29 protein-coding genes are annotated in these 25,599 nt (G+C 64.6%); 15 read left to right on the top strand and 14 right to left on the bottom strand.

Translation table 11 applies throughout. The annotated features are described in order from the left end of the window. Position 1 precedes the first annotated feature (1 nt). From AC5ZFO_RS16370 to AC5ZFO_RS16355, 4 genes are read right to left on the bottom strand one after another with little or no spacing between them, the layout of a single operon-like run. On the bottom strand, positions 2-745 hold the full coding sequence (locus AC5ZFO_RS16370; RefSeq protein WP_282522961.1) for an IclR family transcriptional regulator: 744 nt from the start codon (positions 743-745) through the stop codon (positions 2-4). A 17-nt stretch (positions 746-762) separates the two neighbouring features. Then, positions 763-1,614, bottom strand: coding sequence for an HpcH/HpaI aldolase/citrate lyase family protein (locus tag AC5ZFO_RS16365; protein ID WP_282522960.1), 852 nt, complete (start codon positions 1,612-1,614; stop codon positions 763-765). Continuing rightward, positions 1,614-2,066: a MaoC family dehydratase gene (locus tag AC5ZFO_RS16360; RefSeq protein ID WP_282522959.1), complete on the bottom strand. Its 453-nt coding sequence runs from the start codon at positions 2,064-2,066 to the stop codon at positions 1,614-1,616. The genes AC5ZFO_RS16365 and AC5ZFO_RS16360 overlap by 1 nt, the downstream gene beginning before the upstream one ends. A gap of 46 nt (positions 2,067-2,112) precedes the next feature. Then, the gene (locus AC5ZFO_RS16355; RefSeq protein WP_282522958.1) at positions 2,113-3,315 is read right to left on the bottom strand and encodes a CaiB/BaiF CoA transferase family protein; all 1,203 of its coding nucleotides are present in this window, start codon (positions 3,313-3,315) and stop codon (positions 2,113-2,115) included. Positions 3,316-3,543: 228 nt separating this feature from the next. On the opposite strand from AC5ZFO_RS16355, the gene AC5ZFO_RS16350 reads away from it, so the two are divergent. The 5 genes from AC5ZFO_RS16350 to AC5ZFO_RS16330 are packed head-to-tail and all read left to right on the top strand — an operon-like array spanning position 3,544 to position 8,934. Further along, positions 3,544-4,572, top strand: coding sequence for a TRAP transporter substrate-binding protein (locus AC5ZFO_RS16350; RefSeq protein ID WP_282522957.1), 1,029 nt, complete (start codon positions 3,544-3,546; stop codon positions 4,570-4,572). Positions 4,573-4,610: 38 nt separating this feature from the next. Beyond that, on the top strand, positions 4,611-5,165 hold the full coding sequence (locus AC5ZFO_RS16345) for a TRAP transporter small permease (RefSeq protein WP_282522956.1): 555 nt from the start codon (positions 4,611-4,613) through the stop codon (positions 5,163-5,165). Between the two features lie 12 nt (positions 5,166-5,177). After that, entirely contained in the window at positions 5,178-6,467 is a 1,290-nt protein-coding gene (locus AC5ZFO_RS16340) for a TRAP transporter large permease (protein WP_282522955.1), read from the top strand. Positions 6,468-6,503: 36 nt separating this feature from the next. Beyond that, positions 6,504-7,670, top strand: coding sequence for an acyl-CoA dehydrogenase family protein (locus AC5ZFO_RS16335; RefSeq protein ID WP_282522954.1), 1,167 nt, complete (start codon positions 6,504-6,506; stop codon positions 7,668-7,670). Positions 7,671-7,701: 31 nt separating this feature from the next. Continuing rightward, positions 7,702-8,934 carry an acetyl-CoA hydrolase/transferase family protein gene (locus AC5ZFO_RS16330; protein WP_282522953.1) on the top strand — a complete coding sequence of 411 codons (1,233 nt, stop codon included), beginning with the start codon at positions 7,702-7,704 and terminating at the stop codon, positions 8,932-8,934. Between the two features lie 30 nt (positions 8,935-8,964). Here AC5ZFO_RS16330 and AC5ZFO_RS16325 read toward each other — a convergent pair whose 3' ends face one another. The 5 genes from AC5ZFO_RS16325 to AC5ZFO_RS16305 form a co-directional block, all read right to left on the bottom strand. Beyond that, positions 8,965-10,536: an AMP-binding protein gene (locus AC5ZFO_RS16325; protein WP_496122230.1), complete on the bottom strand. Its 1,572-nt coding sequence runs from the start codon at positions 10,534-10,536 to the stop codon at positions 8,965-8,967. Positions 10,537-10,568: 32 nt separating this feature from the next. Continuing rightward, positions 10,569-11,204 carry a uracil phosphoribosyltransferase gene (gene upp, locus AC5ZFO_RS16320; RefSeq protein WP_014492764.1) on the bottom strand — a complete coding sequence of 212 codons (636 nt, stop codon included), beginning with the start codon at positions 11,202-11,204 and terminating at the stop codon, positions 10,569-10,571. A 158-nt stretch (positions 11,205-11,362) separates the two neighbouring features. Continuing rightward, complete coding sequence (locus AC5ZFO_RS16315; protein ID WP_014492765.1) at positions 11,363-11,491, bottom strand: hypothetical protein; 129 nt, start codon at positions 11,489-11,491, stop codon at positions 11,363-11,365. 84 nt (positions 11,492-11,575) lie between these two features. Next, positions 11,576-11,974, bottom strand: coding sequence for a hypothetical protein (locus tag AC5ZFO_RS16310; protein ID WP_282522951.1), 399 nt, complete (start codon positions 11,972-11,974; stop codon positions 11,576-11,578). 17 nt (positions 11,975-11,991) lie between these two features. Beyond that, the gene (locus tag AC5ZFO_RS16305; protein ID WP_282522950.1) at positions 11,992-12,183 is read right to left on the bottom strand and encodes a hypothetical protein; all 192 of its coding nucleotides are present in this window, start codon (positions 12,181-12,183) and stop codon (positions 11,992-11,994) included. A gap of 199 nt (positions 12,184-12,382) precedes the next feature. On the opposite strand from AC5ZFO_RS16305, the gene AC5ZFO_RS16300 reads away from it, so the two are divergent. Then, complete coding sequence (locus tag AC5ZFO_RS16300) at positions 12,383-12,676, top strand: hypothetical protein (protein ID WP_282522949.1); 294 nt, start codon at positions 12,383-12,385, stop codon at positions 12,674-12,676. Positions 12,677-12,712: 36 nt separating this feature from the next. Here AC5ZFO_RS16300 and dapA read toward each other — a convergent pair whose 3' ends face one another. From dapA to AC5ZFO_RS16280, 4 genes are all read right to left on the bottom strand, one after another. After that, positions 12,713-13,630, bottom strand: coding sequence for a 4-hydroxy-tetrahydrodipicolinate synthase (gene dapA, locus AC5ZFO_RS16295; RefSeq protein ID WP_282522948.1), 918 nt, complete (start codon positions 13,628-13,630; stop codon positions 12,713-12,715). Positions 13,631-13,648: 18 nt separating this feature from the next. After that, positions 13,649-13,903, bottom strand: coding sequence for a hypothetical protein (locus AC5ZFO_RS16290; protein ID WP_282522947.1), 255 nt, complete (start codon positions 13,901-13,903; stop codon positions 13,649-13,651). Between the two features lie 133 nt (positions 13,904-14,036). Continuing rightward, positions 14,037-14,270: a hypothetical protein gene (locus AC5ZFO_RS16285; RefSeq protein WP_496122229.1), complete on the bottom strand. Its 234-nt coding sequence runs from the start codon at positions 14,268-14,270 to the stop codon at positions 14,037-14,039. 64 nt (positions 14,271-14,334) lie between these two features. Further along, the gene (locus AC5ZFO_RS16280) at positions 14,335-14,802 is read right to left on the bottom strand and encodes a hypothetical protein (RefSeq protein ID WP_282522945.1); all 468 of its coding nucleotides are present in this window, start codon (positions 14,800-14,802) and stop codon (positions 14,335-14,337) included. Between the two features lie 405 nt (positions 14,803-15,207). Here AC5ZFO_RS16280 and AC5ZFO_RS16275 point away from each other — a divergent pair, with 405 nt between their 5' ends. The 7 genes from AC5ZFO_RS16275 to AC5ZFO_RS16245 all read left to right on the top strand — a co-directional run bounded on the left by AC5ZFO_RS16275 (position 15,208) and on the right by AC5ZFO_RS16245 (position 23,563). Further along, positions 15,208-15,402: a hypothetical protein gene (locus tag AC5ZFO_RS16275; RefSeq protein ID WP_282522944.1), complete on the top strand. Its 195-nt coding sequence runs from the start codon at positions 15,208-15,210 to the stop codon at positions 15,400-15,402. Between the two features lie 10 nt (positions 15,403-15,412). Next, the gene (locus AC5ZFO_RS16270) at positions 15,413-15,502 is read left to right on the top strand and encodes a K(+)-transporting ATPase subunit F (RefSeq protein ID WP_282522943.1); all 90 of its coding nucleotides are present in this window, start codon (positions 15,413-15,415) and stop codon (positions 15,500-15,502) included. 111 nt (positions 15,503-15,613) lie between these two features. Next, a complete protein-coding gene (gene kdpA, locus AC5ZFO_RS16265) occupies positions 15,614-17,317 on the top strand; it encodes a potassium-transporting ATPase subunit KdpA (RefSeq protein WP_282522942.1) in 1,704 nt (567 codons plus the stop codon). An 18-nt stretch (positions 17,318-17,335) separates the two neighbouring features. Continuing rightward, a complete protein-coding gene (kdpB, locus tag AC5ZFO_RS16260; RefSeq protein WP_282522941.1) occupies positions 17,336-19,450 on the top strand; it encodes a potassium-transporting ATPase subunit KdpB in 2,115 nt (704 codons plus the stop codon). Positions 19,451-19,507: 57 nt separating this feature from the next. Further along, positions 19,508-20,113 carry a K(+)-transporting ATPase subunit C gene (locus AC5ZFO_RS16255; protein ID WP_282522940.1) on the top strand — a complete coding sequence of 202 codons (606 nt, stop codon included), beginning with the start codon at positions 19,508-19,510 and terminating at the stop codon, positions 20,111-20,113. 40 nt (positions 20,114-20,153) lie between these two features. Next, positions 20,154-22,877 (top strand): DUF4118 domain-containing protein, encoded by a 2,724-nt coding sequence (locus AC5ZFO_RS16250; RefSeq protein ID WP_282522939.1) that lies wholly within the window; start codon positions 20,154-20,156, stop codon positions 22,875-22,877. After that, positions 22,874-23,563 (top strand): response regulator, encoded by a 690-nt coding sequence (locus AC5ZFO_RS16245; RefSeq protein ID WP_014492778.1) that lies wholly within the window; start codon positions 22,874-22,876, stop codon positions 23,561-23,563. The genes AC5ZFO_RS16250 and AC5ZFO_RS16245 overlap by 4 nt, the downstream gene beginning before the upstream one ends. Before the next feature lie 95 nt (positions 23,564-23,658). Here AC5ZFO_RS16245 and AC5ZFO_RS16240 read toward each other — a convergent pair whose 3' ends face one another. After that, positions 23,659-23,898, bottom strand: coding sequence for a hypothetical protein (locus AC5ZFO_RS16240; RefSeq protein WP_282522938.1), 240 nt, complete (start codon positions 23,896-23,898; stop codon positions 23,659-23,661). Here AC5ZFO_RS16240 and AC5ZFO_RS16235 point away from each other — a divergent pair. Both AC5ZFO_RS16235 and AC5ZFO_RS16230 read left to right on the top strand, forming a co-directional pair. Beyond that, on the top strand, positions 23,897-24,667 hold the full coding sequence (locus AC5ZFO_RS16235) for a hypothetical protein (RefSeq protein ID WP_282522937.1): 771 nt from the start codon (positions 23,897-23,899) through the stop codon (positions 24,665-24,667). The genes AC5ZFO_RS16240 and AC5ZFO_RS16235 overlap by 2 nt on opposite strands. A 60-nt stretch (positions 24,668-24,727) precedes the next feature. Continuing rightward, positions 24,728-25,591: a M15 family metallopeptidase gene (locus tag AC5ZFO_RS16230; RefSeq protein ID WP_282522936.1), complete on the top strand. Its 864-nt coding sequence runs from the start codon at positions 24,728-24,730 to the stop codon at positions 25,589-25,591. Positions 25,592-25,599 lie beyond the last annotated feature (8 nt).

Here is a 25,599-nt window from a genome sequence, read left to right as displayed (position 1 = left end):
TTTAGGCCGCGGTTGTCTTCGGCCGCAGCCGGTCGACGGTCCGTGCGATCAGCGCGGCCACCTCCGGCACTTTTGGACCAATGCGAAATTCCGGCCCTGCGACGACGACGGAGAGCCGGCGATCACCGATCGGCAACGGGATCGCCGCGCCGGCGAGGTCGCGGCTGTAATCGGCGAAGCTCTGGCAATAGCCGCGCGCGATCGAATTGCGCAGCTCGAGCTCGACGGCCTCGATGCTGATCGGCGTCGACGGGCCGTATTGCTTGAACTCGATCTTGCGATAGACGGAGTCGCGCTCGTCCTGCGAATATTGCAGCAGCAGGGCGCGGCCGCTGGCGGTGGCGTGGATCGGCACGCGGTGGCCGATGGTCGCGAAATAGCGGATCGCGGCCTGGGATTCGACGACGTCGATGAACACCGCCATCACACCGGCCGGCGCCACGATGGATGCGGTCTCGCCGGTCTCGGCGGAGAGATCTGCGATCAGCTGATGCGTCCACGGTGGCAGCGGCTCGACCTCGGAGATCATCCGCGCCATCGCCAGCCAGCGCGGCGTCGGATAGAAGCCGGCGCGCGGCCGCGGCTCATAGAGGTAGCCCTTCTCGGAGAGCGTCGCGAGCAGGTTGAAGGTCGACGAGCGCGGCCAGCCGAAATGATCGGCGATCTCGGCAAGCGTTGCCGGCTTCCTCGTTTGCGCGAAGAATTCCATGATCTCCAGGACGTTTGCGGCTTGGCGAACGATCATGGTGGCGGCGTTCCGATCTAGGGCTGGCCGAGGATCTTCTTCGCGGCGCGAAGATGCGGCTTGTCGATCATCTGGCCGTCGAGACGCAGCGTGCCGGAGTTCGGATTGCTCGCGAATGCGGCGATCACGTTTTCCGCCCAGGTGCGCTCAGCCTCGGTCGGCTCGAATGCCGCGTTGACGACGTCGACATGTTTCGGATGAATCAGCGCCTTCGCCGAAAAGCCGTCGCGCCGCGCGGCCCGCGTTTCCTGCTCGAGGCCGGCGAGGTTGTCGATGTCGGTATAGACGGTGTCGATCGGCGCGACTTCGGCCGCGGCCGCCGCCATCAGGCAAAGATCGCGCGCGAGGCGGTAGGGGCTGTGGAACACGCCGCCCGCAGCCTTCTCGGTGGCGCCGAGCGAAGCCGAGAGATCCTCCGCGCCCCACATCAATCCGGCGAGGCGAGGGGAGCAGCCTTTGTAGCTGCCGAGGCCGAAGATCGAGCTGGCCGTCTCCGTCGCCACGCAGACGATGCGCGTCGCGCCGACCGTGATACCGGCGGCTGCTTCCAAGGCTTCGAGCCAGGTTGCGACCTGGCGCACGTGATCGCCGCCTTGCGATTTCGGCAGCACGATGCCGTCGGGCTTGCCCGGCATGATCGCGGCGAGATCGGTGAGCGTCAGGCCGGTGTCGAGTGCGTTGACGCGGACATAGAGCTGATGCGGGCCGGGGCGGCTCTTCAGCATCGCAAGCGTCAGCCCGCGCGCTTCCGGCTTCTTCTCGGTGACGACGGAATCCTCGAGATCGATGATCAGCGCGTCGGCCTTGCCTTCGCTCGCTTTCTCGAATTTGCGCGGGGAATCCCCCGGCACGAACAGCATCGAACGCATCAGACCGGCCTCTTGTGCATCATCGCCGTGCGGCGGCATTTGCCGACGATCTCGTCGTTCTGGTTCAAGGCGTGGTGCTCGAACTCGACGATGCCCGCTCTCGGGCGCGATTTGGATTCCCTCAACGAAAGCACCTTCGTCGTCGCCCGCAACGTGTCGCCATGGAAGACCGGTTTTGGAAACGTGACGTCGGTCATGCCGAGATTGGCAACGGTGGTCCCCATGGTCGTATCATAGACCGTCATGCCGATCATGATGCCGAGGGTGTAAAGGCTGTTGAAAATGCGCTGGCCGAACTCGGTCTTTTCAGCGAAATGCGCGTCGATATGCAGCGGCTGCGGGTTGAGCGTCAGCAGGCTGAACAGGGTGTTGTCCATCTCCGTGACCGTCCGGGTCAGCGGATGCCTGAACTCCTGGCCCACGGAAAAGTCTTCGAAATAAAGTCCGGCCATCGCGGTCTCCCTCCCTGTATCGCTGCGATCCTGGCCAGCGCTGCCCTTAGGGCGGCGCGGCCAGGTGAACTGCTTTTTGCTCTGCGAGCTGGTCGATTTCGTCGGTCGAGAAACCGGCCTCGCGCAAAATGTCGCGGCCATGCTGGCCGAGCGTCGGTGCGGGGCCGGCGGCTTCCGGCTGGGTCACGCTCCAGGTGGAGGGCACGCGCATCTGGCGGATACGGCCTTCGACGGGATGATCCACCGTCCTGAAGAAATCGATCGCTTGGAGATGCGGATCTTCGAGGATCGTTTCCAGCGTATGCATCGGCATCACGGGAATGTCGGCGCGCTCGAGCAGATCGCGCCATTCTGCGGTGGTGCGTGTGAGGAAGATGTGGCCGATCTCCTCATAGATCTCGTCGATGTGCTTTGTCCGCGACGCATGGTTGGCGAAGCGCGGCTGATCGAGGAAATGCGGCTGTCCGATCGCCTCAAAAAAGCTGCGCCAGTGCTTGTCGTTATAGATGAGGACGCAGAGATAGCCGTCGCTGGTCTTGTAGGGGCGGCGATAGCGCGACAGCAGGCGGGCGTAGCCGCCATGGTCGAGCGGCGGATCGTAGGTCAGACCGCCCAGATGATCGACCAGCACGAACTCCGTCATCGATTCGAACATCGGCACGTCGATGCGCTGACCGACGCCGGTGCGGCTCTGATGCATCAGCCCGCCCATAATGGCGTTGACCAGCATCAGGCCGACGATGCGGTCGGCGATGGTGACGGGGACGTAGCGCGGCGTGCCGTCGCCGGCCGCCGCAAGCAGCGTCGGAATGGTGGCGGCGCCCTGGATCAGATCGTCGTAGGCGGGCTTTGCGGCATAGGGCCCGGACTGGCCGTAGCCGAAAGCGCCGACATAGACGAGCGCGCGGTTGATCTCGCGAAGTGTCTCGTAGTCGAGGCCGAGTCGCGCCATCGCCTGCGGGCGCACATTGTAGACGAGCGCGTTGGCGTGCTTCGCCAGCCGCAGCAAGGTGTCGCGGCCTTCCGTCTTCTTCAGGTCGAGCACGATGCTGCGCTTGCCGCGATTGGCATTGAGGAACATCCCGCCCATGCCGGGCGTGCGGCCGGGACCGATCTGGCGAACGATGTCGCCCTCGGGGCTTTCGACCTTGATCACGTCGGCGCCCATGTCCGCCAGCACCTGGGTGCCATAGGGGCCCATCAGCACCGAGGTCAGGTCGAGAATGGTGAAGCCGGCGAGCGGTCCCATGAGGCCTCGTTGCATAAATTCATATACGTGGAGTTAGAGTTCATAAAGCGGCCATGTCAATTCCACGGCTCCGGTCGGTGGCGCATAGCTCTATGCATAGTTCATATACTTGACAGATAAATTCATCTATATGTACATTTTCCTCAAGCAAGAATTAGAGCGAGGGCCGGACGGTGCCGCAGCAGTTCGCTGCCGCGTTCGGCGTGGGGACGCGTCAAGGAGAACGACATGAAGAAGAATCTGGTCAGGGCCGCAGCCGTGCTCGCTCTCTTGCTGCCGGTCTCGACAATGCCGGCGCAGGCGCTGGAGCTGAAGGTCGCCGATAGCTTCCCCGCCGGTCACTATCTCGTCCGCCTGATGCTGAAGCCCTGGATGGACGACGTCACCAGGCGCTCCAACGGCGCGGTGACCTTCACCTATTATCCGAACCAGCAGATCGGCAAGGCGGCCGACATGCTGCGGCTGACGCAGTCCGGCGTGGTCGACATCGGCTACATCGGGCCGTCCTATGTCTCCGACAAGATGCCGCTGTCGGAGGTCGCGCAATTGCCGGGCGCGTTCGCAACCAGCTGCCAGGGCACGCTCGCTTATTGGAAGACCGCGCGTGAAGGCATTCTCGCCAAGCAGGAATACGCGCCGAACAAGATCAAGCTGCTGCTCGCCGTAGTGCTGCCGCCCTACCAGGTGTGGACCGTCAAGTCGAAGGTGGAAACCACCAAGGACATGCAGGGCTTGAAGCTGCGCACCACGGGCGGTGCGCAGGATCTGACGCTGCGTGCGCTCAACGCTGTGCCGGTGCGCATGGCGGCGCCCGATGCCTATGAGTCGCTGTCGCGCGGCACCATGGACGGGCTGCTGTTCCCGCTCGACAGCGTCGTCTCCTACGGCCTCGACAAGCTGGTCAAGCACGCCACCGAAGGCGTCAGCTTCGGCAGCTTCATCGTCGCCTATTCCATCAACCAGTCGGTTTGGGACAAGCTGCCCGACGACGTGAAGAAGGCGATGAACGAGGCTTCGGAGGCGATTACGCCGCAAGCCTGCGCCGGCGTCGAAAAAGAAGGCGAAGTCACCAGGAAGCAAATGCAGGACGAAGGCATCAGCTTCGATCCGCTGCCGGAGGCGACGCGCACCGAGATCAAGGACAAGCTCAAGGGCGTCGGCAAGGAATGGGCAAGCGGGCTCGACAGCCGCGGCAAGCAGGCGTCTGCCGCGCTGAAGGAGTTCGACGATCTGCTCGCCGCTGGCGGCGCCAAGTAGCGCCATGTAGTCCGACATCCAACAGGGAGGCGTGAGAGGTGATCAAACGGGCAGGAGATGTGCTCGGCGCGCTGGAACGCGCGCTGACTGTCATCGCGATGGTGTTCATGTTCGTGATCATGCTGCTTGTCGTGACCGACGTGTTCATGCGCTATGTGCTGAACAGTCCGTTCTCCTTCACCTATGATCTGATCGGGCTCTATCTCCTCGCCGGCGTGTTCTTCTTCACGCTGTCGGACGCGTTGCGTGAGCATGTCCATGTCGGGGTGGACATCCTCTTGTCGCGCTTCTCGCTGACGGGGCGACGGCTGTCCGAGATCGTCACCGCGCTCGCCGGCCTGTTCGTGTTCATCCTGATCTGCAAGGTCGGCTTCGAGCGCGCGCTGGAGAATTACGAGCAGCACGACGTCCTCTCCGGCGCGATCCCCTGGCCGACCTGGATCTCGGCCGCGCTGGTGCCGTTCGGCTGCGGCGTGCTGGTGCTGCGGCTGGCGCTGCAGCTCGTCGGCAATGTGCTGAGCCTCGTTAGCGGCCGCGACCTCTATCCGCTGCCGCCGGTGACCGGCGTCGGCGAAGCCCGCAGCTTCGAGTAACGGGCGATATCCATGACACCTTTCATCGTTCTCGCCCTGCTGTTCGGCCTGCTTGCCCTCGGCACGCCCGTCGGCTTTGCCATGGCCTTCTCCGGATCGGTCGGCCTCGTCATGGTTGGCGGATGGCCCACGCTGCTCGGCATTTTGCAAACAGCTCCGCTCTCGACCGTCTCGTCCTACGAGCTGATCACCATTCCAATGTTCCTGCTGATGGCGGATCTCGTGCTGCTGTCGGGTGTCGCAGACGATCTGTTCAAGACCGCCTCGGCCTGGGTCGGCCGCATCCCCGGTGGCCTCGGCATGGCGACCGCGCTCGCCGGCGCCGGTTTTGGCGCGATCTGCGGCACCTCGACCGCTTCCGCCGCGACGTTGTCCTCGACCAGCCTGCCCGCGATGATCCGCCAGGGCTACGAGCCGAAGATGGCCGCAGGCGTCGTTGCTATCTCCGGTACGCTGTCGATGCTGCTGCCGACCAGCGTTGCGCTCGTCATCTTTGGCCTGCTGGCCGAAGTGAACATCGGCAAGCTGCTGATCAGCGGCATCATCCCGGCGATCCTGGTCACGTTCACCATCATGGCCACGATCTACTTCCTGGTCTGGCAGGATCCTTCGCGCGCACCGGCCGCGAAGTCTGTACCGTGGCGCGAGAAATTCGCGCTGCTGTGGCAGGTCTCGCCGATGGTGGTGCTGTTCTCGATCGTGACGGGCACGATCTATCTCGGCGTCGCGACGCCGACGGAGGCCTCCGCCTTCGGCGCGTTCGGCGCCTTCCTGCTCGCGATCGTCAAGGGCAAGATCACGCCGTCATCGCTCTATGCGACGCTGCTGCGCGCCTGCCACGGCACCTGCATGATCATTATGATCCTGGTCGGCGCGTCGATCTTCGGCTATTTCTTCACGCTCACCCATGTCACGCAGGACCTCGTTGCCTGGATCGGGTCCCTGCCGGCCTCGCGCTGGGTGATCATTACATTGATCCTGTGCGGCTACATCGTGCTCGGCTCGTTCATGGACCAGATCGCAATCCTGGTGCTGACGGTGCCGATTGTGCTGCCGCTGATCAAGACGCTCGGCTTCGATCCGATCTGGTTCGGCGTCATCAAGATCGTCACCGCCGAGGTCGGCATGATCACGCCGCCGGTGGGGCTCAACTGCTTCATCGTCGCCCGCTATGCCAAGCGGCCGGTGGCGGAAGTGTTCCACGGCACCTTCCCGCATTTCATCGCACATCTGATCGCAATTGCGATTCTGGTGGCGTTTCCGTCTATCATTCTCTGGCTGCCCTCACAGATGGGGCGCTAGGATCGGAGCCCGGCTCCCAAGAAGGAGATCAACAACATGGATTTCGCGCTCACCGATCAGCAGGAAGCCATTCGCGCTGCCGTCGCAAAAGTTTGCGAGGACTTTCCCGACGCCTATTGGCTGAAGAAGGACCACGACGGCGGCTTCCCGCACGACTTCCACAAGGCAATGGCCGATGCGGGCTGGCTCGGCATCTGTGTGCCGGAGGAATATGGCGGCTCGGGGCTCGGCATCACCGAGGCCGCGATCATGATGCGCGCCATCGCGGAATCCGGCGCCGGCATGTCCGGTGCCTCTGCGGTGCACATCAACGTGTTCGGTCTCAATCCCGTCGTCGTGTTCGGCACCGAGGAGCAGCGCAAGCGCATGCTGCCGCCGATGGTCGAGGGCCGCGAGAAGGCGTGCTTCGCCGTCACCGAGCCCAACACCGGCCTCAACACGACGCAGCTCAAGACGCGTGCTGTGGCCAAGAACGACCGCTACATCGTCAACGGCCAGAAGGTCTGGATCTCGACCGCGCAGGTCGCGCACAAGATTTTGCTGCTGGCGCGCACCACGCCGCTGGAGGACGTGCGCTCGCCAACCCATGGCCTCAGCCTCTTCTACACCGATTTCGACCGCAAGAAGATCAAGGTCCACGAGATCGAGAAGATGGGCCGCAAGATCGTCGATTCCAACGAGCTGTTCTTCGAGGATTTTGAGATCCCGATGGAGGATCGGATCGGCGAAGAGGGCAAGGGCTTCCAGTATATCCTCGAAGGCATGAACCCCGAGCGGATCCTGATCGCCGCGGAGGCGGTCGGCCTCGGCAAGCTCGCGCTGTCGCGCGCGACCGAATACGCCAGGACGCGCGTGGTGTTCAACCGTCCGATCGGCAAGAACCAGGGCATCCAGCATCCGCTCGCGGTGAACTGGGTCGAGCTCGAGGCCGCCTGGCTGATGGTGATGCAGGCGGCCTGGCAATACGACAAGGGCTTGCCCTGCGGCGCTGGCGCGAACGCCGCGAAATATTTCGCAGGCGAAGCCGGCTACCATGCCTGCGAGCAGGCGGTGATGACCCATGGCGGCTTCGGCTATGCCAAGGAATTCCATGTCGAGCGCTATTTGCGCGAGGTCCTGATCCCGCGCATCGCGCCGGTCAGCCCTCAGCTCGCGCTCAGCTTCATCGCGGAAAAGGTGCTCGGACTGGCAAAGTCTTACTAGTCTTCGCGCGGATCGCTTAGCAGGGACGCCAATGAACCTCGACTTCTCCGGCCTGATCCGGGAGGGCGACCGTGTCGCGTGCGGGCAGGCAACGGCCGAGCCGGTCACCCTGACCGAGGCGCTGGTCGCGCAAGCCGTGCATCTGCCGGCGTTCCGCATGATGGTCGGTCCAATATTCTCCGACACGTTTTCCGCGGCGTGCGCGCCCAACATCTCGTTCCAGAGCTATGGCGTGATCGGCAATGCGCGGCGGCTCGCGAAAGCGGGACGGCTCGACGTGATCTCTAGCAACTACAGCGCCTTCTGCGCCGATTTCGCCTCAGGGCGCCATCGCGCGGATGTGGTGCTGGTGCAACTCGCCGCGTCCGGCGATGGTCGATTGAGCGCTGGCCTCTCCAACGACTATGTCATCGATGCCGCACGGGGCGCGCGTGTCGTCATCGCCGAGATCAATCCGGATGCGCCTTGGACGTTTGGCGCGGAATGGCCTGCGGACGCACCGATCCATCTGCGGGTCGCCGCTCGCCGTCCGCCCGTGGAGCTGCCGCCGGCGCCGCTGGATGACGTCTCACGAAAAATCGCGACACATGCGGCGAGCCTGATCGCCGACGGCAGCACGCTTCAGTTCGGCGTGGGCCGGATTCCGGATGCGATCCTGTCCTCGCTGTCGCATGCGCGCAATCTCGGCATCCATTCCGGCCTGATCAACGACGCGGTCGTCGACCTGATCGAGCGCGGTGCGGTGACCAATGCAGAGAAGGGGATCGACGCCGGGGTCACGGTGACGAATCAGGTGATCGGGACGAAGCGGCTCTATCGTTTCGTGGACGAGAACGAGGCGGTTTCCGTGCGGCCGACGTCCTATACGCACGGCCAGAACGTGCTGGCGCGGATCAATCGGCTCGTCGCGATCAACTCGGCGCTCCAGGTCGGGCTCGACGGCAGCGTGAATTCCGAGACGCTGAACGGCGTCGCGATCGGCGCCATCGGCGGGCAGCTCGATTTCGTGCGCGGTGCCAATGCATCGCCCGGGGGCAGGGCGATCATCGCACTGCCGGCGACGGCGTCCGACGGGACCAGCCGCATCGTCACCGATGTGGAGACCGTGACGACGCCGCGCGCCGACGTCGATGCCATCGTGACCGAATGGGGTATCGCAGAGCTGCGCGGCTGCGGTCTTGCCGAGCGTGCGCGCCGCATGATCGCGATCGCGGCGCCCGGGCACCGCGACGCGCTGTCGGCGCAGCTTCGCGCCGCGCGCTAGAATCTCGCGAGCTATCTGAAACAGGCGGGCCTATTCGGCGGCAATCCGTTCCATCGCCATGGCGCGAAGCCGGGCGCGCTGGATTTTCACACCGTTGGCGCTGTCGGTGACGGGGAAAGCGTCGACGATATAGATTCGTGCCGGCACCTTGTAGCCGGCGAGCCGCTCGCGCAGGCGCGCCACCAGCATCTCCTGCTGCGGCGGCTCCTTGCCCGGGATCACAAAGGCGACGCAGCGCGCCTGACCCCTAAGATCGATCGCCACAACCTGGGCGTCGGCAACCCCCGTGCAGGCTTTGAGCTCGTCCTCGATCTCGCCGGGCGCAACCAGGAAGCCGCCGAGCCGCATCGCATCGCCCGCGCGGGTCTCGTAGACGAAGGCGCCGTCGCCGCGCATCCGGCCGATGTCGCCGGTGCGGAAGAAGCCGTCAGCGGTGATCGCATCGCGCGTCGCATCCGGGTTGTTGAAATAGCCAAGGAAGCACGAGGGCGCGCTGATCTCGATCTCGCCGAAGACGCCTTGCGCCGTTAGCTCCCCGGTATCGGTATCGCGCACGCGCACCCTCGCGTCGGGAGACATCGGCCAGCCGCCGCCTTCGATACGATCGGCGAAGGCATCACCGGAGCGGGCGATCGAGAACAGCGCCTGCACTTCGCTCGAACCGTAGAGGCCGAACAGCGGCATGCCACGCGCCTCGGCCTCCCCGGCGAGCTCACGCCAGCCGGGCTGGAACGCGGCGAAGCCGCAGACCTCGAGATGCGGGAATGGCCGTGGCGCATCGGCGAGCGCGAGGATGCGGCGGGACATCTCGTCGGAGCCGAAGGCGTGCGTGATCTTGTGTTCGCCAAGGACCTTCAACGCTGATGCCGCCTCGAAAGCATCGAGCACATGGATGGTCGCGCCGGCCGCGATGAAGCCGAGCAGGCTGGTCATGCCGAAGGTGCCGCAGAACGGCAGCATGGCCAGCAGCGAATGGCGCCGTGGCGAGAGTTTCAGCGCCTTGGCGACGGAGGCGGCGTGCGTGGCGAGCGTCCGCTGCGAATGCGCGACGAGCTTCGGCCCCTTGGTCGTGCCCGATGTCGTGTAGAGCAGCACCGGCAGATCGACATCGTCCTGCGCCGGCGGCGCTGGCGGATAGGACGTCTCGAACGCATCGAAGCGCACACAGGGCCAGTGTGCGGGGATCGCATCCCCGCCGACCACCGCGAGCCTTTGTAGCGCAGGCACTTCGTCCCTGCTGATCTCGGCGAGGATGGCGGCGAAATCGATCGAGCGGAACGCGGCCTCGACCACCATCAGCCTGGCGCCGGACACCTTGAGCAGATGGCCGACTTCCGCGCTGCGGTAGCGGGTATTGACCGCGGCGACGATCGCACCACAGCGGGCGGCGGCGAGCAGCAGTGCGATCCATTCGACCCGGTTGACCAGCCAGACCGCGACCTCGTCGCCCTGGCCGATGCCTTGCGCCGTAAGCCATGCGGCAGTCTGCTCGACCTTCCCGGAGAATTCCGCGCGCGAGACCGGCCTGCCGTCAAACACGAAGGCGGGCTCGGCGCCTTCGGCACCGATCAGCGATTGAAGCGAAACTTGGTTGACGCTCATGCAACCGGACTAACCCGATCGCGCAAATCTGTCTACTTGGTGCCGAACATCCGGTCGCCGGCATCGCCCAGGCCCGGCACGATGTAGCCGTGGTCGTTGAGCCGCTCGTCGATCGCGGCGGTCCAGACCGGCACGTCCGGATGCTCGCTCTGGAACTGCGCGATGCCTTCGGGCGCGGCCAGAAGGCAGACGAAGCGGATGTCGCGGGCGCCGCGCGCCTTGAGCAGGGAGGCGCCGGCGCAGGCCGAGTTGCCGGTCGCCAGCATCGGGTCCATCAGGATCACGGTGCGGTCGGACAGGTCCTGCGGCGCCTTGAAGTAATATTCCACCGCCTGCAATGTCTCGGGGTCGCGGTAGAGCCCGATATGGGCGATGCGCGCCGAGGGCATCAGCGCCAGCATGCCGTCGAGGAAGCCGACGCCGGCGCGCAGGATCGGCGCGAGAGTGAGCTTCTTGCCGGCGATCTTCGGCGCCCGCATCGGCGAGATCGGCGTCTCGATCTCCACCAGCTCCAAAGGCAGATCGCGCGTCACCTCGTAGCCGAGCAGCATCCCGATCTCGTTCAGGATCTCGCGAAAACTCTTGGTCGAGCGGTCCTTCTCCCGCATGAGGGAGAGCTTGTGCTGGACCAGGGGGTGGGCGACGACGTTGACGCTGCTTGTGCTCATGAAACCGCTCTACACGGTTCCGTGAAATTGCGCCAGATCGGCCAGATCTTTTCGCGGGGATACGCGGCCTCAGGTGGGCATCGCGACGGCGCCGCACACCCAGCTGCTCGCCGCGTAGGCAGCCATGGTCAATTCACGGTCCATCGATTTGCCGGGTTCTAAACTCCCAGCCCGCGTGCCACGAGCGTGATCACGATTGTCAGGATCGCGCCCCAGACCAGGCTCAGTGTCATGGTCAGGATCGTCGTCGTGACCGCCTGCTCCAGATTTCCCTTGAGGAGCTGCATGCTAGTTGTCCGAGGTCGCGGTGATGCGCATGCCGAGCAGCAATGCACCCAGCACCGCAACCAGGATGGCGATCTTGAGCTCGATCATGTCCGCAGCCTTGTCGCCGCACGGGCCAGGAGCCGCCTCGCACCCTCCGCCAGCGCAATCAGCGGATTGCCGCGGTTCTCGATATCGAGCTCGAAGGTCTCGGCGGGAAACACCAGCGCGCAGCTTGCGAGTCCGCTCTGCCGGTTGGCGAATTCGACCGCGGAGCTCTTGAACAGGAACAAACCGCCGACGCGCCCATGCGCCTCGCGCGCGACCCAGAGGCCGGCGCCGTTGCGCCCGATGAAGAAGGCGGGGATGGCCGTGCTTATGACATCCGGGTCGATCGGCCCAAGCGCCGCCGCGGACGCGGCCATTGTCGGTCGCTCGGGCTGGCGACGCGTGGCTTGAAGGGCGATCGTGGCCATGGCGGCTTCCTCACACATCTGCAGGGTCATGATGGTCTCCCATGCCGTCAGGCGTGGAAATGCCAGACATAGATCGCGGTCTTGAGCGCAATCAGCGCCGTGAGCACGCTGGCCATCGAGAGCAGGGTCAGTGCGCTGAGCGCGATGCGTTTGAGCTGGGCCTTGCGCGTCCCGGAAATGCGCGGCGAGCGTTCGGCCCCGCCGAAGGGCCGGTCAAAGCCATGTGTCATTACCGACATTTTGGAAGTCCTTCTGCCTCGGGCGGCGAGACGGCCGTTCCGATCTGTCTCTCATGATGTCCATCGTTGCGTAGGATTGCGAGACGAGCGCCGAGGCACCAGTATAGGAATGCTATAAAGATGCCGACCGTCGTGCCGGCAGCCCTCTGAAGAGACCGGGGTTCCGCTTCGGCCGGACCTGAGACGGCGCAGGATCCGAATGCGTCATCCCGATCGCTGCAGCAAAGGCGTTCCGCAGCCGCGGTTCCTCGATCTGCTTGCAGAAGCATTCCAGCGTCGCTTCCACACTCTGCCGCTGCCCGCTGATAGCCGCACAGAGTTGCGAGTTGGTCCGCCGAAAGAAGTGGATGGAGGCCCTGGCGCCGCCGCCGAGATGATCGAGCTCTGCCGCGAGCGCGGCGACATTAAGCCTGTCGGACTCATCGAGCGTCACCGCAAATCGCAGCAGCGCGAGCTGCCAGGCGCGGAGCAGCCTGTGAGGCCCTTCGATTGATTGCCGCATGGGGATACCCGGATGCCGTGCGACGCCTCAGGCGCCGACGCGGTCGATCAGCTCCTCGTCGGCGATCGCGGCGAATGCGCGTACCACTTCCCTCTGCGCGGCTGCGTCCAGCGGAACGATCGGAAGCCTTGTGGCAGGCGACATCAGGCCAAGCACGCCGAGTGCACATTTGAGTGCGGCCGGGCTCTCCTTCCCGAGGCAGGCGATCAAGGGGATCAGGCGCCTGTGCAGGTAGCGGGCGGATTGCAGCCGGCCCTGCCTGACATGTGAAAAAATCGTGCGGCAGAGATCCGGCGCGACGTTGGCAACCTCCGAGATCGCGCCATCGCCGCCGCCCGCGATGAAGCCGAAGGAGGTGGTGTCGTCGCCGGATAGACAGCGAAAGCCGGCAGGCAAGTGGCGGGACAGGCGCATCGGACGGGTGATGTCGCCACTCGCATCGCGCAGGCCCACGAACCGGCGCGATTCGACGAGACGCAGAAGCGTCTCGTCGGCGAGCGGGCGCAGCGTGCGGGAGGGTGTGTCGTGCAGGATCACGGGCAGGCCGATCGCGCCGGCAATGGCGCGGAAGTGCGCGAGCATTCCTTCCTGCATCGGCTTGTTGTAGGCGGGCACCACCGACATCACGGCATCGGCGCCGGCGGCTTCCGCCCGCCGCGCGAGTTCGATGGCGTGGCTCGTCGAATTCGACACGGCGCCGGCAATGATCCGCACGCGGCCGCGCGCGACATCGACCGCGGTGCGAATGATCAGCGCCTGCTCGGCCGGCGAGAGCGTCGGTGCCTCGCCGGCGGTCTCGCACACCACGAGTGCGGGCACGCCGGCCGCGATCTGACGCTCGCAGAGCGTGGCGAACGCCTTCAGGTCGATCGTGTCGGCCGAATCGAACGGCGTCGGCAGGTCTGGTATGAACCCGGTGAACCAGGCGGAGGGTGGGATGAACATGGCTTTTTGCCGAGAAGCTCAGGCGGCGCGCTTGGGAGCAGCGGCATCGGGGCTGCTGCCCATGTCGAGCTCGATCTCGCGCGGCAGCTCGATGATGGTCTCAGGATGCTGTCCGTTCTCGAACAGCGCATATTTGATGGCCTGGGCGCGGTTGACGAACAGGCCACCGTAGAGGCCGTTCTGCTGCTGCGCGACCCACTGTCCCCTGTGGTTGCGGCCGATGAAGACGATGGTCGAGGGTGAGCTGCACGAGGGAGGTTCGACGAGTTTCACTTTCGTATTCCTTCCGATTGACGCGGGCGGCGGGTGCGTGTCCCGCGACCACCCGATCAATATCTTTTCAAGCGAATATGATTTCGAGTGAGGCTGCGCGACGATCTCATAGGAAGGTCATAAAGCCCGATGTTCAGGCCAGCTCGTTGACGACCTGAACCAGCGCGAACAGCGCGCCGAAGGCAACGCCTTCGTCCCAATGATTGAGGACGGCACCGAACAGCGGCTCGCGCCTGACGAGGCCGGCGAGGGCGCACAGGATGATCGACATCCAGAGCAGGGCGGAGAGGCTGCGTGCAAAGCCGACGCTGCCGAAGGCTGCAAAGGCAACGAGCAGTGCGAGGCGGACGGCAAAGCGCGCGATCACCCGCGCCGGGCTGAGGACCCGCGACTGTCCGAAGATTGCGGCAAGGCGCGAACCTCCGCTTGGCTTAGCTGAAATTCTCGCAGGCGACCGGCTGATAGAGCGGGTCCGGGGCGGGGCGCACGGTGGGAACGCTCGGCCGCGATACCTCCACGGCTAACGCCTGTACCTCGATGAAGGCCGACAGCAATGCCAGCGCAAGATCGGCATGCCGGGCTTCGACGGCGGCGTCGAGCCAGTCCGGCAATTCGCGCTCGCGCGACAGAGCGCAATGCCACTCGCCCTCGTCATAGGCGATGCGGCGGACCTGCCACAGCGGCAGCTCGAGCTCGATCAGCGCCAGCGCGGCGTCGGTCCAGGCCTCGGCATCGACCAGGCGCATGATACGCGCACTGCGCTCGCTCCGCCCGCGCGACGGGAAGCGCCGGCAGGCCTGATCGATGATGTCGAGCATCAGCGGACGCGTCATTGCCGGTGCCGCGCGAAGCTGCTGGTTGAGGGAAGGTGGGGCAAGGCGTCGGAGAACGGCGGTCATGTCAGGCCTCCTGGAATTGGTGTCGGTCAGTCGGCCGGCCTCTCCAAGATGGCTGGAAGCGCATTTGAAAACGAGATGGGGACGGGACGGGAGATATAGGGATTTCATAAGTGCACGGAATCTTCCGGGTATGAGCGACAGATCGCCGACCGCCGTCTCCGTCGAAGGTGAAGGCTTATAGAAGCAGGGCTTTTTGAAAAGACCCTGGCCATGGCCTGCCTTAACAACGGTCGTGAAAGCGATGGTGGTTTGTGTCGCTGCGCTGCCTGCTCGGAACGACCGCCCGAAATACAGCGTCGGTGCCACATAGTGGCCGGCCACGACGTGCCGGCCTTTATGGGATTCCTATAACGTCGCCATAGGCCTCATCTCGAAAACCTATGCGCGCGGTGGCATTTCAGCGCGGTGAAGTTCCCGGCCGGGAGAGACACGTGTTGCGTTCGCTCGCAGCACGCGGCCCGCCGGGATCCGGAGACGGGCTATGCCAGACATCGTCTCGTACTGAGGAGTATCGCCATGATGGACATCCTGATGCTGGCGCTGGGCTTCGTCTTCTTCGCCCTTGCGATCGGCTACACCTATGCCTGCGAACGGCTGTGAGGGGCGCACCATGATCTTCGATTATACGCTCGCCAGCGCCGTCTCGTTCGGCCTCCTGATTTACCTCACCTACGCGCTGCTCCGGCCGGAACGGTTCTGACCGTGCTGCTCATTGTCAAATTGCTGCTGGCGGACGCCGTGCTCGTCGCCTGCCTCCTGACGGTGCTCCGGTCGTTGCTGGGCCGGGCACCAAGCCTGAAGGGTTGATTCCATGACCGTGATCGGTTGGCTCCAGATCATTCTCTTTTGCGCGATTATCGTCGCGCTGACGAAACCGCTCGGCGGGTACATGACGGCTGTGTTCAACGGCGAGCGGACGTTTCTCTCGCCGGTGCTGCGGCCGATCGAGGCCGGCATCTACTGGTTCTCCGGCGTCGACGACAGGCGCGAGCAGCATTGGCTGACCTACACGGTCTCCATGCTGCTGTTTCATGTCGGCGGCTTCCTCATCATCTACGGCGTGATGCGGCTTCAGGCGGTGTTGCCGTTCAACCCGGCCGGGCAGGGCGCGGTCGCCCAGGATCTCTCCTTCAACACCGCGATTTCCTTCATAACCAACACCAACTGGCAGAATTACGGCGGCGAGAGCACGCTATCCTATCTCGTGCAGATGCTCGGCCTGACGCACCAGAACTTCCTGTCGGCGGCGACCGGCATCGCGCTCGCGGTGGCCATGATCCGCGGATTCTCGCGCGCCTCGATGCGCACGGTCGGCAATTTCTGGGTCGACGTCACCCGCACGACACTTTATGTGCTGCTGCCGATCTGCGTCGTCTACACACTGTTCCTGGTCTGGCAGGGCATCCCGCAGACGCTCGGCGATTACGTCGAGGCCACTACGCTCGAAGGCGCCAAGCAGACCATCGCGGTCGGCCCGGTCGCATCGCAGGTTGCGATCAAGATGCTCGGCACCAATGGCGGCGGCTTCTTCAACGCCAACGCCGCGCATCCCTTCGAGAACCCGACCGCGCTGTCGAATCTCGTGCAGATGCTCTCGATCTTCCTGATCGGCGCGGCCATGACCAATGTGTTCGGCCGCATGGTCGGCAACCAGCGCCAGGGCTGGGCGATCTTCGCGGTCATGGGCGTGCTGTTCATCGCCGGCGTCGTCATCACCTATTGGGCGGAAGCCAACGGCACCTCGATGATGCATGCGCTCGGCCTGACTGGCGGCAACATGGAGGGCAAGGAAGTCCGCTTCGGCATCGTCGCCTCCTCGCTGTTCGCCGTGGTGACCACGGCCGCCTCCTGCGGCGCGGTCAACGCCATGCATGACAGCTTCACCGCGCTCGGCGGCATGATCCCGCTGATCAACATGCAGCTCGGTGAAGTCATCATCGGCGGCGTGGGCGCCGGCCTCTATGGCATGCTGCTGTTCGTCGTGCTCGCGATCTTCGTCGCCGGCCTGATGGTCGGCCGCACGCCGGAATATGTCGGCAAGAAGATCGAGGCGCGCGAGGTCAAGATGGCGATGCTCGCGATCCTGGTGCTGCCGCTGATGTATCTCGGCTGGACCGCGGTCGGCGTGGTCTATCCGGCGGCGGTCGCCTCGATGGCGAATGCCGGCCCGCATGGCTTCACCGAGGTGCTCTACGCCTTCACCTCGGCGACCGGCAACAACGGCTCGGCCTTCGCGGGCCTCACCGGCAACACGCTGTTCTACAACCTCACCCTCGCATCCGCGATGTTCGTCGGCCGGTTCTTCATGATCGTTCCGGCGATGGCGATTGCGGGCTCGCTGGCCGCCAAGAAGTCGATCCCGCCGTCGGCGGGCACGTTCCCGACCACGGGCGGGCTGTTCGTCGGCCTCGTCGTGGGCGTGATCCTGATCATCGGCGGCCTGACCTTCTTCCCGGCACTCGCGCTCGGCCCGATCGTCGAGCAACTCGCGATGAACGCCGGCAACGTCTTCTGATTGTTTGGAGTGACCTCCATGGATACGATGAAACTGCAAAAACGTGCCCCGATGTCGGCAATGCTCGATCCCAAGATCGTTCTGCCCGCGATCAGCGCGTCCTTCACCAAGCTCGACCCGCGGCTGATGATCAAGAACCCCGTGATGTTCGTGGTCGAGATCGTGGCCGCGCTCACCACGGTGATCTTCCTGCGCGACCTCGTCACCGGCGGCGAGAGTCTCGGCTTCACCTTCCAGATCATCCTCTGGCTCTGGTTCACGGTGCTGTTCGCCAATTTCGCCGAAGCGGTGGCTGAAGGCCGCGGCAAGGCACAAGCCGAATCGTTGCGCAAGACCCGCACCGAGAGCCAGGCCAAGCTCCTGAGCGGTGCCGGCCAGGCCTTCAACCTGGTGCCGGGCACCAGCCTGAAGGTCGGCGACATCGTGCTGGTCGAGGCAGGGGACACCATCCCCTCCGACGGCGAGGTGATCGAAGGCGTCGCTTCCGTCAACGAAGCCGCCATCACCGGCGAGTCCGCGCCCGTGATCCGCGAGTCCGGCGGCGACCGGTCGGCGGTGACCGGCGGCACGCAGGTGCTGTCCGACTGGATCCGCGTCCGCATCACGGCCGCGCAAGGCTCGACCTTCATCGACCGCATGATCAAGCTGGTCGAGGGCGCCGAGCGGCAGAAGACGCCGAACGAGATCGCGCTCAACATCCTGCTCGCCGGCCTCACCATCATCTTCGTGTTCGCCACCGTCACCATTCCGAGCTATGCGGCTTATGCCGGCGGCTCGATCTCGGTGGTCGTGCTGGTCGCACTGTTCGTGACGCTGATCCCGACCACGATCGGCGCGCTGCTATCGGCGATCGGTATCGCCGGCATGGACCGCCTGGTCCGCTTCAACGTGCTGGCGATGTCCGGCCGCGCGGTCGAGGCTGCCGGTGACGTCGACACGCTGCTGCTCGACAAGACCGGTACGATCACGCTCGGCAACCGCCAGGCGACCGCCTTCCGCCCGGTTCGCGGCGTCACCGAGCAGGAGCTCGCCGATGCGGCGCAGCTCGCCTCGCTCGCCGACGAGACGCCGGAAGGCCGCTCGATCGTCGTGCTAGCGAAGGAGAAGTATTCCATGCGCGGCCGCGACATGGCCGAGCTTGGCGCCACCTTCATTCCGTTCACGGCACAAACCCGCATGAGCGGTGTCGATGCCGGCGGCTCGTCGGTGCGCAAGGGCGCTGTCGATGCCATGCTCAATTATGTCGGCGGCGGTGCGCCGCTGGCCGTTGCCTCCGGCAACACCGCGCGTGCCATCCAGCCTGCAGTGCTTTCCGACGTCGGCCGTGAAGTCCAGACCATTGCCGACGAGATATCGAAAGCGGGCGGAACGCCGCTTGCGGTCGCCAAGGACGGCAAGCTGCTCGGCGTGATCCAGCTCAAGGACATCGTCAAGGGCGGCATCCGCGAGCGCTTCGCAGAACTGCGCCGCATGGGCATCCGCACCATCATGATCACCGGCGACAACCCGATGACGGCCGCTGCGATCGCGGCGGAGGCGGGCGTCGATGATTTCCTCGCGCAGGCAACGCCCGAGGACAAGCTCAAGCTGATCCGCGACGAGCAGGCCAAGGGCAAGCTGGTCGCCATGTGCGGCGACGGCACCAACGACGCGCCGGCGCTTGCCCAGGCCGACGTCGGCGTCGCCATGAACACCGGCACGCAGGCCGCCCGCGAGGCCGGCAACATGGTCGACCTCGATTCCAACCCGACCAAGCTGATCGAGGTGGTCGAGATCGGCAAGCAGCTGCTGATGACACGCGGTGCGCTGACGACGTTCTCGATCGCCAACGACGTCGCAAAGTATTTTGCGATCATCCCGGCGATGTTCCTGGCGTTCTACCCGCAACTCAACGTGCTCAACGTCATGAACCTATCGAGCCCGCAGAGCGCCATCCTGTCGGCGATCATCTTCAACGCGCTGATCATCATCGCGCTGATCCCGCTGGCGCTCAAAGGCGTCGCCTACCGCGCGGTCGGTGCCGGCGCGTTGCTCCGTCGCAACCTGCTGATCTACGGCCTGGGTGGAATCCTCATTCCCTTCATCGGCATCAAGGCGATCGATCTCGTCGTGACCGCCTTGCACCTGGCTTGACCGTCGTCACGCGGCGCGATGCGCCGCGCGCAATGACGAGGACTTAGGAGACATAACATGCTCAGAGAAATCCGCCCCGCCATCGTCCTGCTGCTGGTGCTCACCGCCATCACCGGCCTGGCCTATCCGCTCGCAATGACCGCCATTGCCGGTGCGATCTTCCCCTCGCAGGCGCAAGGCAGCCTGATCGAGCGGGACGGCAAGGTGATCGGCTCCGCCCTGATCGGGCAGGAGTTCAAGGAGGACAAATATTTCCACGGCCGCCTGTCGGCGACTTTGGCGCCGGACCCGAATGATTCGACCAAGACGGTCCCGGCGCCCTACAACGCGGCCAACTCGGGCGGCTCCAACCTTGGCCCGACCAGCAAGGCGCTGGCTGACCGGCTCAAGGAGGACGTGGACAAGCTGAAGGCTGAAAATCCGAACGCCGCCGTGCCGGTCGACCTGGTCACCACCTCGGCCAGCGGCCTCGACCCGGACATCTCGCCGGAGGCGGCCGAATTTCAGGTGCCGCGGGTGGCGAAGGCGCGGAATCTGCCGGACGATCAGGTCAAGCAGCTCGTGGCCTCCAATACCCAGGGTCGTCTGTTCGGCCTGATCGGCGAACCGCGGGTTAACGTCCTTGCTCTAAACCTCGCGCTCGATCGCGTTGCCGCGAAGTAGCGCTCTAGGCTCGCGGCGCGCGGATGATTATATTGGCCTCATGGTCAGAGAACGCCGCGATCCCGAACAACGTCCGTCTCCCGAGGCGCTGCTTGAAGCCGCGCGCCGGGAGGAGAGCGCGAGCGGCAAGCTGAAGATCTTCGTCGGCGCCGCCCCCGGCGTCGGCAAGACTTACGAGATGCTGCAAAGCGCCCATGCCAGGCGCAAGGCGGGCATCGACGTGGTGGTCGGCTTTGTCGAGACCCATGGCCGCGCGGAGACCGAGGCGCTGGTGCGCGGGCTCGAGGTGGTGCCGCGCATGAGGTTCGATTACCGCGGCCAGATCGTCGAGGAGATGGACCTCGATGCCGTGATCGAGCGCCGCCCTCGAATCGCACTGGTTGACGAGCTCGCTCATACCAATGCCGCCGGCAGCCGCCATCCCAAGCGCTATCTCGACGTCGAGGAGCTGCTGTCCCACGGCATCGACGTTTACACCGCCGTCAACATCCAGCATATCGAGAGCCTGAACGACGTCGTCGCCCAGATCACCCATGTGCGGGTGCGCGAGACCGTGCCGGACTCGGTATTCGACCGCGCCGATGCGATCGAGCTGATCGACCTCACGCCCGACGATTTGATCCAGCGGCTGCGAGAGGGCAAGGTCTATGTGCCCAAGCAGGCCGAGCGGGCGCTGGAGCACTATTTTTCGCCGGGCAATCTGACCGCGCTGCGCGAGCTGGCGCTGCGGCGTACGGCCGAGCGGGTCGACGAGCAGCTTCTCAATCACATGCAGGCGAATGCCATCGCCGGCCCATGGGCCGCGGGCGAGCGCATCCTCGTCTGCATCAGCGAGGATCCGCGCGCGGCCGGGCTCGTGCGCTACACCAAGCGGCTGGCCGACCGGCTGCATGCGCAATTCACCGCGATCTCGATCGAGACCCGGCGGTCGCTGCAGCTTTCGGACGAGGAGCGCGACCGTCTCGCCGATACGCTGCGGCTTGCCGAATCGCTGGGCGGCGAAGCGCTGACCATTCCCGCTGTCGGCCGCCGCATCGCCGACGACGTGATCAACTTCGCGCAAGGCAACAACGTCACCCAGATCGTGATCGGAAAATCGACGCGCTCGCGTTGGTTCGAACTGACGCGCGGCTCCGTCGTGCACGATCTCGTGCGCAGTGCCGGCAATATCAGCGTTCACGTCATTCCCGGCGATGAGCTCACGACCGAGCCGGCGCCGAAGACGGCGGTTCAGACGGCGGCACGGGCAGAGGCGTTTGATGCGCGGCCCTATTTGAAGGCGCTCGGGATTACCGCGCTCGGCCTTGCCGCAGCGGTGGCCATCAAGCCGTATTTCGGTATCGAAAACGTCGACCTGATGTTCCTGACCGCGGTTGTCGCTGTGGCTGTTCGCTACGGGTTGTGGCCGTCGCTCCTTGCGAGCGTCGCGGCGTCGCTGGCGTACAACTTCTTCTTCCTGCCGCCGGTCTACACCTTCACGATTACCGACCCGACCAATGTCGCGGCGTTCTTCTTTTTCATGTTGATCGCGTTCGTGGTGTCGAACGTCGCCGGGCGGGTGCGCACGCAGGCGGACACCGCGCTCGGCCGCATCCGCACGACCGAGCAGCTCTATGCGTTCAGCCGCAAGCTCACGGGCACCGGCACGCTCGACGATGTGCTCTGGGCAACTGCCTATCAAACTGCGCTGATGCTGAAGGTTCGCGTGGTCCTGCTGCTGCCGGAGGAAGGGCTGCTCACGGTGAAGTCCGGCTATCCGCCCGAGGACCAGATCGACCAGGCCGATCTCGCCGCCGCCAATTGGGCCTGGAGCAACGATCGTCCCGCCGGCCGCGGCTCGGACACGCTGCCCGGCGCCAAGCGGCTGTTCCTGCCGATGCGCACCGGGCGTGGTCCGATCGGCGTCATCGGCATCGACAATGATCGCACCGGCCCGCTGCTGACCCCGGACCAGCGCCGGCTGCTCGATGCGCTCGTCGACCAGGGCGCACTGGCAATCGAGCGCGTGCTGCTGGTCGAGGACGTGGATCGCGTCAAGCGCACCGTCGAATCCGAGCGGTTGCGCTCTGCGCTGCTGACCTCGATCTCGCACGACCTCAAGACGCCGCTCGCCTCCGTGCTCGGTGCGGCCTCGACCATGCGCGATCTCGCCGGTGCGCTGTCCGACACCGAGAAGCGTGATCTGCTCGCTACCGTGATCGACGAGTCCGAGCGCCTCAACCGCTTCATTGCCAATCTGCTCGACATGACAAAGCTCGAATCCGGCGCCATCGTGCCCAACGCGGCACTGCACGATCTCGGCGAGATCGTCGGCAGCGCGCTGCGGCGTGCGAGCAAGATATTGACGGCGCACAAGGTGGAACTGGTGCTGGCCGCCGATCTGCCGATGCTTCAGCTCGATGCCGTGCTGTTCGAGCAAGTGCTGTTCAATCTGCTCGACAATGCCGCGAAATATTCGCTGCCCGAGACGACGATCTCGATCCGCAGCCGGCGCGAGGGGAATCATGTTGTGCTAGAGATCGCCGACCAGGGTGGCGGCATTCCGCCTGACGAGCTCGAGAGCGTGTTCGACAAGTTCTATCGGGTGCAGAAGGGCGACCATGTCCGTCCCGGCACCGGGCTGGGGCTCGCCATCTCCCGCGGCTTCGTCGAGGCGATGCAGGGCACGATCTCGGCCGCCAACCGCGGCGACCGCAGCGGCGCGATCCTCACCATCCGGCTGCCCGTTCCGGCACGGACCCACGCATTGGATACCGCCGCATGAGCGCCGCCCCGATCAAGGTTCTGGTCATCGACGACGAGCCGCCGATCCGAAAATTGCTGCGGATGGGACTCTCGACGCAAGGCTACGAGATCCTGGAAGCATCGAACGGAAAGACCGCGCTTGAGAAGCTCGCGGAAGAACCCGCGCTGATCATTCTCGATCTCGGCCTGCCGGACATCCAGGGCCACGAATTGCTGCGCACCATCCGCGGCCGCAACGAGGGCGTGCCGATCGTGGTGCTGTCGAGCCGCGGCGACGAGGCCGGCAAGGTGCAGGCGCTCGATCTCGGCGCCGACGATTATCTGACAAAGCCATTCGGCATGGACGAGCTGTTGGCGCGCCTGCGCGCCGCGCTGCGGCACCAGCTCCAGGTACAGGGTGAACGTCCGATATTCCGCACCGGCGACCTCTCCGTCGATCTCGTGCGCCGGATCGTCAAGGTCGGCGAGCGCGACGTAAAACTGTCGCCGAAGGAATACGATCTTTTGCGCGTGCTGGTGCAGCACGCCGGCAAGGTGCTGACCCATCGTTTCCTGCTGAAAGAGCTCTGGGACGAGCTCACCGACGCGCAATATCTGCGCGTCTATGTCCGCCAGCTCCGCCAGAAGATCGAAGCCGATCCCGAACGCCCGCAATATGTGCTGACGGAGACGGGGATCGGGTACCGGCTGAAGGCGGGGGATTAGTCTCCCCGGTTCGGCGCTGCCGGCCGTTGAGCGTATCCGGAGGCGAGCGTCGAAGCGCGTTAAAGCGCCGCACCGCCCGCCAACCGGAATGGATTTCACAAAGCAACCAATGATTGTATCATTCGGTCGTATTCTCCGGGCTTGGGACCGGGCAAGTTCTGTGCGTCTGCAGATGATGGAGCAGTGAGCACAATGGCGAAAAAGGCGTCCACCAAGAGCAAGGCGAAGAAGGTATCCGCCAGGAGGAAGGGCGTTTCAAAGACGCCGCCGAAGCGCTCGCGCGCGCCGGCAAAGCGGACGCCGAAGCGGAAAAACGGGCGAGCCCCGTCTGCCATGAAGGCCGCTGCAGCTGCATCGTCATTCGGGCCAGTTGTGGGCCAGATCGTCGCTCTCGCCGCCGCCTCGCCCATTGCCGACTTCGATTGGAAAAACCGGGGTGTCGCACCCATCGGCTATATCAAGGGGATGGCCGTCACCTATGGCAGGGTTTACTGCAAATTCCTGGCCGATGACGTGGCGGCGATCGAGATGGCCAAAGCTGACACCCGTGCGCCAGCGGTCGACGCACTATCCCTCTACACTCCCGAATTCCAGGCGCTCGGATGGAGCAACGAAACCACCAGCGCGGACACGCTGCGCCATCTGTTCGTGCTCCTGATCGGTCTCGGCATGCGCGAGAGCTCGGGCCAGTACTGCGAGGGGCGCGACTACTCCGCGGACAATGAAGACGGTGAGACGGCCGAAGCCGGTCTTTTCCAGGTCAGCTTCAATGCGCGCAGCATGAGCCCGCTGCTGCCTCCCTTGTTCGCGACATACCAGGTTACCCCGTCCGGCTTCGTGGAGATCTTCAAGGAGGACGTCCACTGCAAGCCGAAAATGCTCAAGAACTGGGGGACCGGGACGGGGAAGGAATTTCAGCAGTTGACCAAGGAGGCTCCAGCTTTTGCCGCAGAATTCGCGGCTGTCGGCCTGCGGAATAAACTGGCCCATTGGGGGCCGATCAAGCGCAAGGAAGCTCAAGTCATTCGCGATTGCGACACGATGCTGCGCGGCGTGCAGGACATCGTCGATTCCTCAGCTGGCGCGTGTGAGGCGCTTCGATAACCCGCCGGCCGGACGAAGGCCCGACATTTGAACGCTGAATTCGGTTCTGAGGAGACTCATATGCCTTTCTTCCTGGAGCGTGGTGGCGAGAACAACCCGCTGGAAGTCCAGCGCTGGCAGTACTTCCTGCGCAAGAACAACGTGACACAGACGGGCGCCATCGATGGCCAGTTCGGCATGAAGACCGAAGAGGCGACGAAGATCTTCCAGCTCCAGCATTCGCGCCCGACCACGGGCAAATTTGACGAGGCCACGCTCCAGGTCGCGCAGGGTCTCGGATATACCGTCCGCCCGGACAATTTCTATAGCAACAAGACGGGGAGCAATTTTCCTCCGAAGCCCACCAACCTGGAAAGCCCCAGCAATGCAGATCGCAATGCTGCGTTGGGTTGCTTCAGGTTCGTCCAATTGCCGCTCGGCAACCGCGCCGACAAGGACGAGGTGGTGCCGAAGGACAGCTGCGATCACACGATTCCGGACTGGCGGAATGCAAACATCGTGGACCTGCCGATCCCCCAGATGAAGTTCGTCACCGGCTTCTCCGGCATCATGCGATGCCACAGGCTGGTCGCGCCGCACTTGCTTCTGCTGTTTGCCCGCTGGGAGGAGCTCGATCTGCTGCATCTCCTCTGGCATTATGATGGTGACTACAATCCGCGATACAAGCGCGGCCAGTCACCGGGCAACGGCGGGCATGGTCTCAAGCAAAGCAACCAGGTGAGCGCGCTGTCCAATCATGCCTTCGGCTCGGCGTTTGACGTCAACGAGCGTGACAATCAATTCACCAAGGAGCCCGCGCGATGCCCGCGGCGTGGCTGCGTGCGCGAATTGGTGGAGCCCGCCAACGAGCTGGGGTTCTACTGGGGAGGACACTTCAGCGAAGGCAGCCAGGACGGAATGCATTTCGAGTTTGCAAAGTTCTAGCCGCTGTG

It is taken from the genome of Bradyrhizobium sp. Unk1, from assembly GCF_059512345.1.
The sequence above is the reverse complement of the archived record's forward strand: the minus strand, read 5'-3'. Positions and strand labels throughout refer to the sequence as shown.

What these genes read in the sequence shown, in the direction of transcription:
- AC5ZFO_RS16325 (WP_496122230.1), bottom strand. Translation starts at nt 10,536, where the DNA reads ATGAGCGTCAACCAAGTTTCGCTTCAATCGCTGATCGGTGCCGAAGGC.
- AC5ZFO_RS16250 (WP_282522939.1), top strand. Translation starts at nt 20,154, where the DNA reads ATGGTCAGAGAACGCCGCGATCCCGAACAACGTCCGTCTCCCGAGGCG.
- dapA (WP_282522948.1), bottom strand. Translation starts at nt 13,630, where the DNA reads ATGTTCATCCCACCCTCCGCCTGGTTCACCGGGTTCATACCAGACCTG.
- AC5ZFO_RS16365 (WP_282522960.1), bottom strand. Translation starts at nt 1,614, where the DNA reads ATGCGTTCGATGCTGTTCGTGCCGGGGGATTCCCCGCGCAAATTCGAG.
- AC5ZFO_RS16370 (WP_282522961.1), bottom strand. Translation starts at nt 745, where the DNA reads ATGATCGTTCGCCAAGCCGCAAACGTCCTGGAGATCATGGAATTCTTC.
- kdpA (WP_282522942.1), top strand. Translation starts at nt 15,614, where the DNA reads ATGACCGTGATCGGTTGGCTCCAGATCATTCTCTTTTGCGCGATTATC.
- kdpB (WP_282522941.1), top strand. Translation starts at nt 17,336, where the DNA reads ATGGATACGATGAAACTGCAAAAACGTGCCCCGATGTCGGCAATGCTC.
- AC5ZFO_RS16300 (WP_282522949.1), top strand. Translation starts at nt 12,383, where the DNA reads ATGCGTCATCCCGATCGCTGCAGCAAAGGCGTTCCGCAGCCGCGGTTC.
- upp (WP_014492764.1), bottom strand. Translation starts at nt 11,204, where the DNA reads ATGAGCACAAGCAGCGTCAACGTCGTCGCCCACCCCCTGGTCCAGCAC.
- AC5ZFO_RS16310 (WP_282522951.1), bottom strand. Translation starts at nt 11,974, where the DNA reads ATGACCCTGCAGATGTGTGAGGAAGCCGCCATGGCCACGATCGCCCTT.
- AC5ZFO_RS16235 (WP_282522937.1), top strand. Translation starts at nt 23,897, where the DNA reads ATGAAGGCCGCTGCAGCTGCATCGTCATTCGGGCCAGTTGTGGGCCAG.
- AC5ZFO_RS16245 (WP_014492778.1), top strand. Translation starts at nt 22,874, where the DNA reads ATGAGCGCCGCCCCGATCAAGGTTCTGGTCATCGACGACGAGCCGCCG.
- AC5ZFO_RS16330 (WP_282522953.1), top strand. Translation starts at nt 7,702, where the DNA reads ATGAACCTCGACTTCTCCGGCCTGATCCGGGAGGGCGACCGTGTCGCG.
- AC5ZFO_RS16350 (WP_282522957.1), top strand. Translation starts at nt 3,544, where the DNA reads ATGAAGAAGAATCTGGTCAGGGCCGCAGCCGTGCTCGCTCTCTTGCTG.
- AC5ZFO_RS16305 (WP_282522950.1), bottom strand. Translation starts at nt 12,183, where the DNA reads ATGTCGGTAATGACACATGGCTTTGACCGGCCCTTCGGCGGGGCCGAA.
- AC5ZFO_RS16355 (WP_282522958.1), bottom strand. Translation starts at nt 3,315, where the DNA reads ATGGGACCGCTCGCCGGCTTCACCATTCTCGACCTGACCTCGGTGCTG.
- AC5ZFO_RS16280 (WP_282522945.1), bottom strand. Translation starts at nt 14,802, where the DNA reads ATGACCGCCGTTCTCCGACGCCTTGCCCCACCTTCCCTCAACCAGCAG.
- AC5ZFO_RS16335 (WP_282522954.1), top strand. Translation starts at nt 6,504, where the DNA reads ATGGATTTCGCGCTCACCGATCAGCAGGAAGCCATTCGCGCTGCCGTC.
- AC5ZFO_RS16340 (WP_282522955.1), top strand. Translation starts at nt 5,178, where the DNA reads ATGACACCTTTCATCGTTCTCGCCCTGCTGTTCGGCCTGCTTGCCCTC.
- AC5ZFO_RS16255 (WP_282522940.1), top strand. Translation starts at nt 19,508, where the DNA reads ATGCTCAGAGAAATCCGCCCCGCCATCGTCCTGCTGCTGGTGCTCACC.
- AC5ZFO_RS16315 (WP_014492765.1), bottom strand. Translation starts at nt 11,491, where the DNA reads ATGCAGCTCCTCAAGGGAAATCTGGAGCAGGCGGTCACGACGACGATC.
- AC5ZFO_RS16360 (WP_282522959.1), bottom strand. Translation starts at nt 2,066, where the DNA reads ATGGCCGGACTTTATTTCGAAGACTTTTCCGTGGGCCAGGAGTTCAGG.
- AC5ZFO_RS16240 (WP_282522938.1), bottom strand. Translation starts at nt 23,898, where the DNA reads ATGGCAGACGGGGCTCGCCCGTTTTTCCGCTTCGGCGTCCGCTTTGCC.
- AC5ZFO_RS16230 (WP_282522936.1), top strand. Translation starts at nt 24,728, where the DNA reads ATGCCTTTCTTCCTGGAGCGTGGTGGCGAGAACAACCCGCTGGAAGTC.
- AC5ZFO_RS16270 (WP_282522943.1), top strand. Translation starts at nt 15,413, where the DNA reads ATGATCTTCGATTATACGCTCGCCAGCGCCGTCTCGTTCGGCCTCCTG.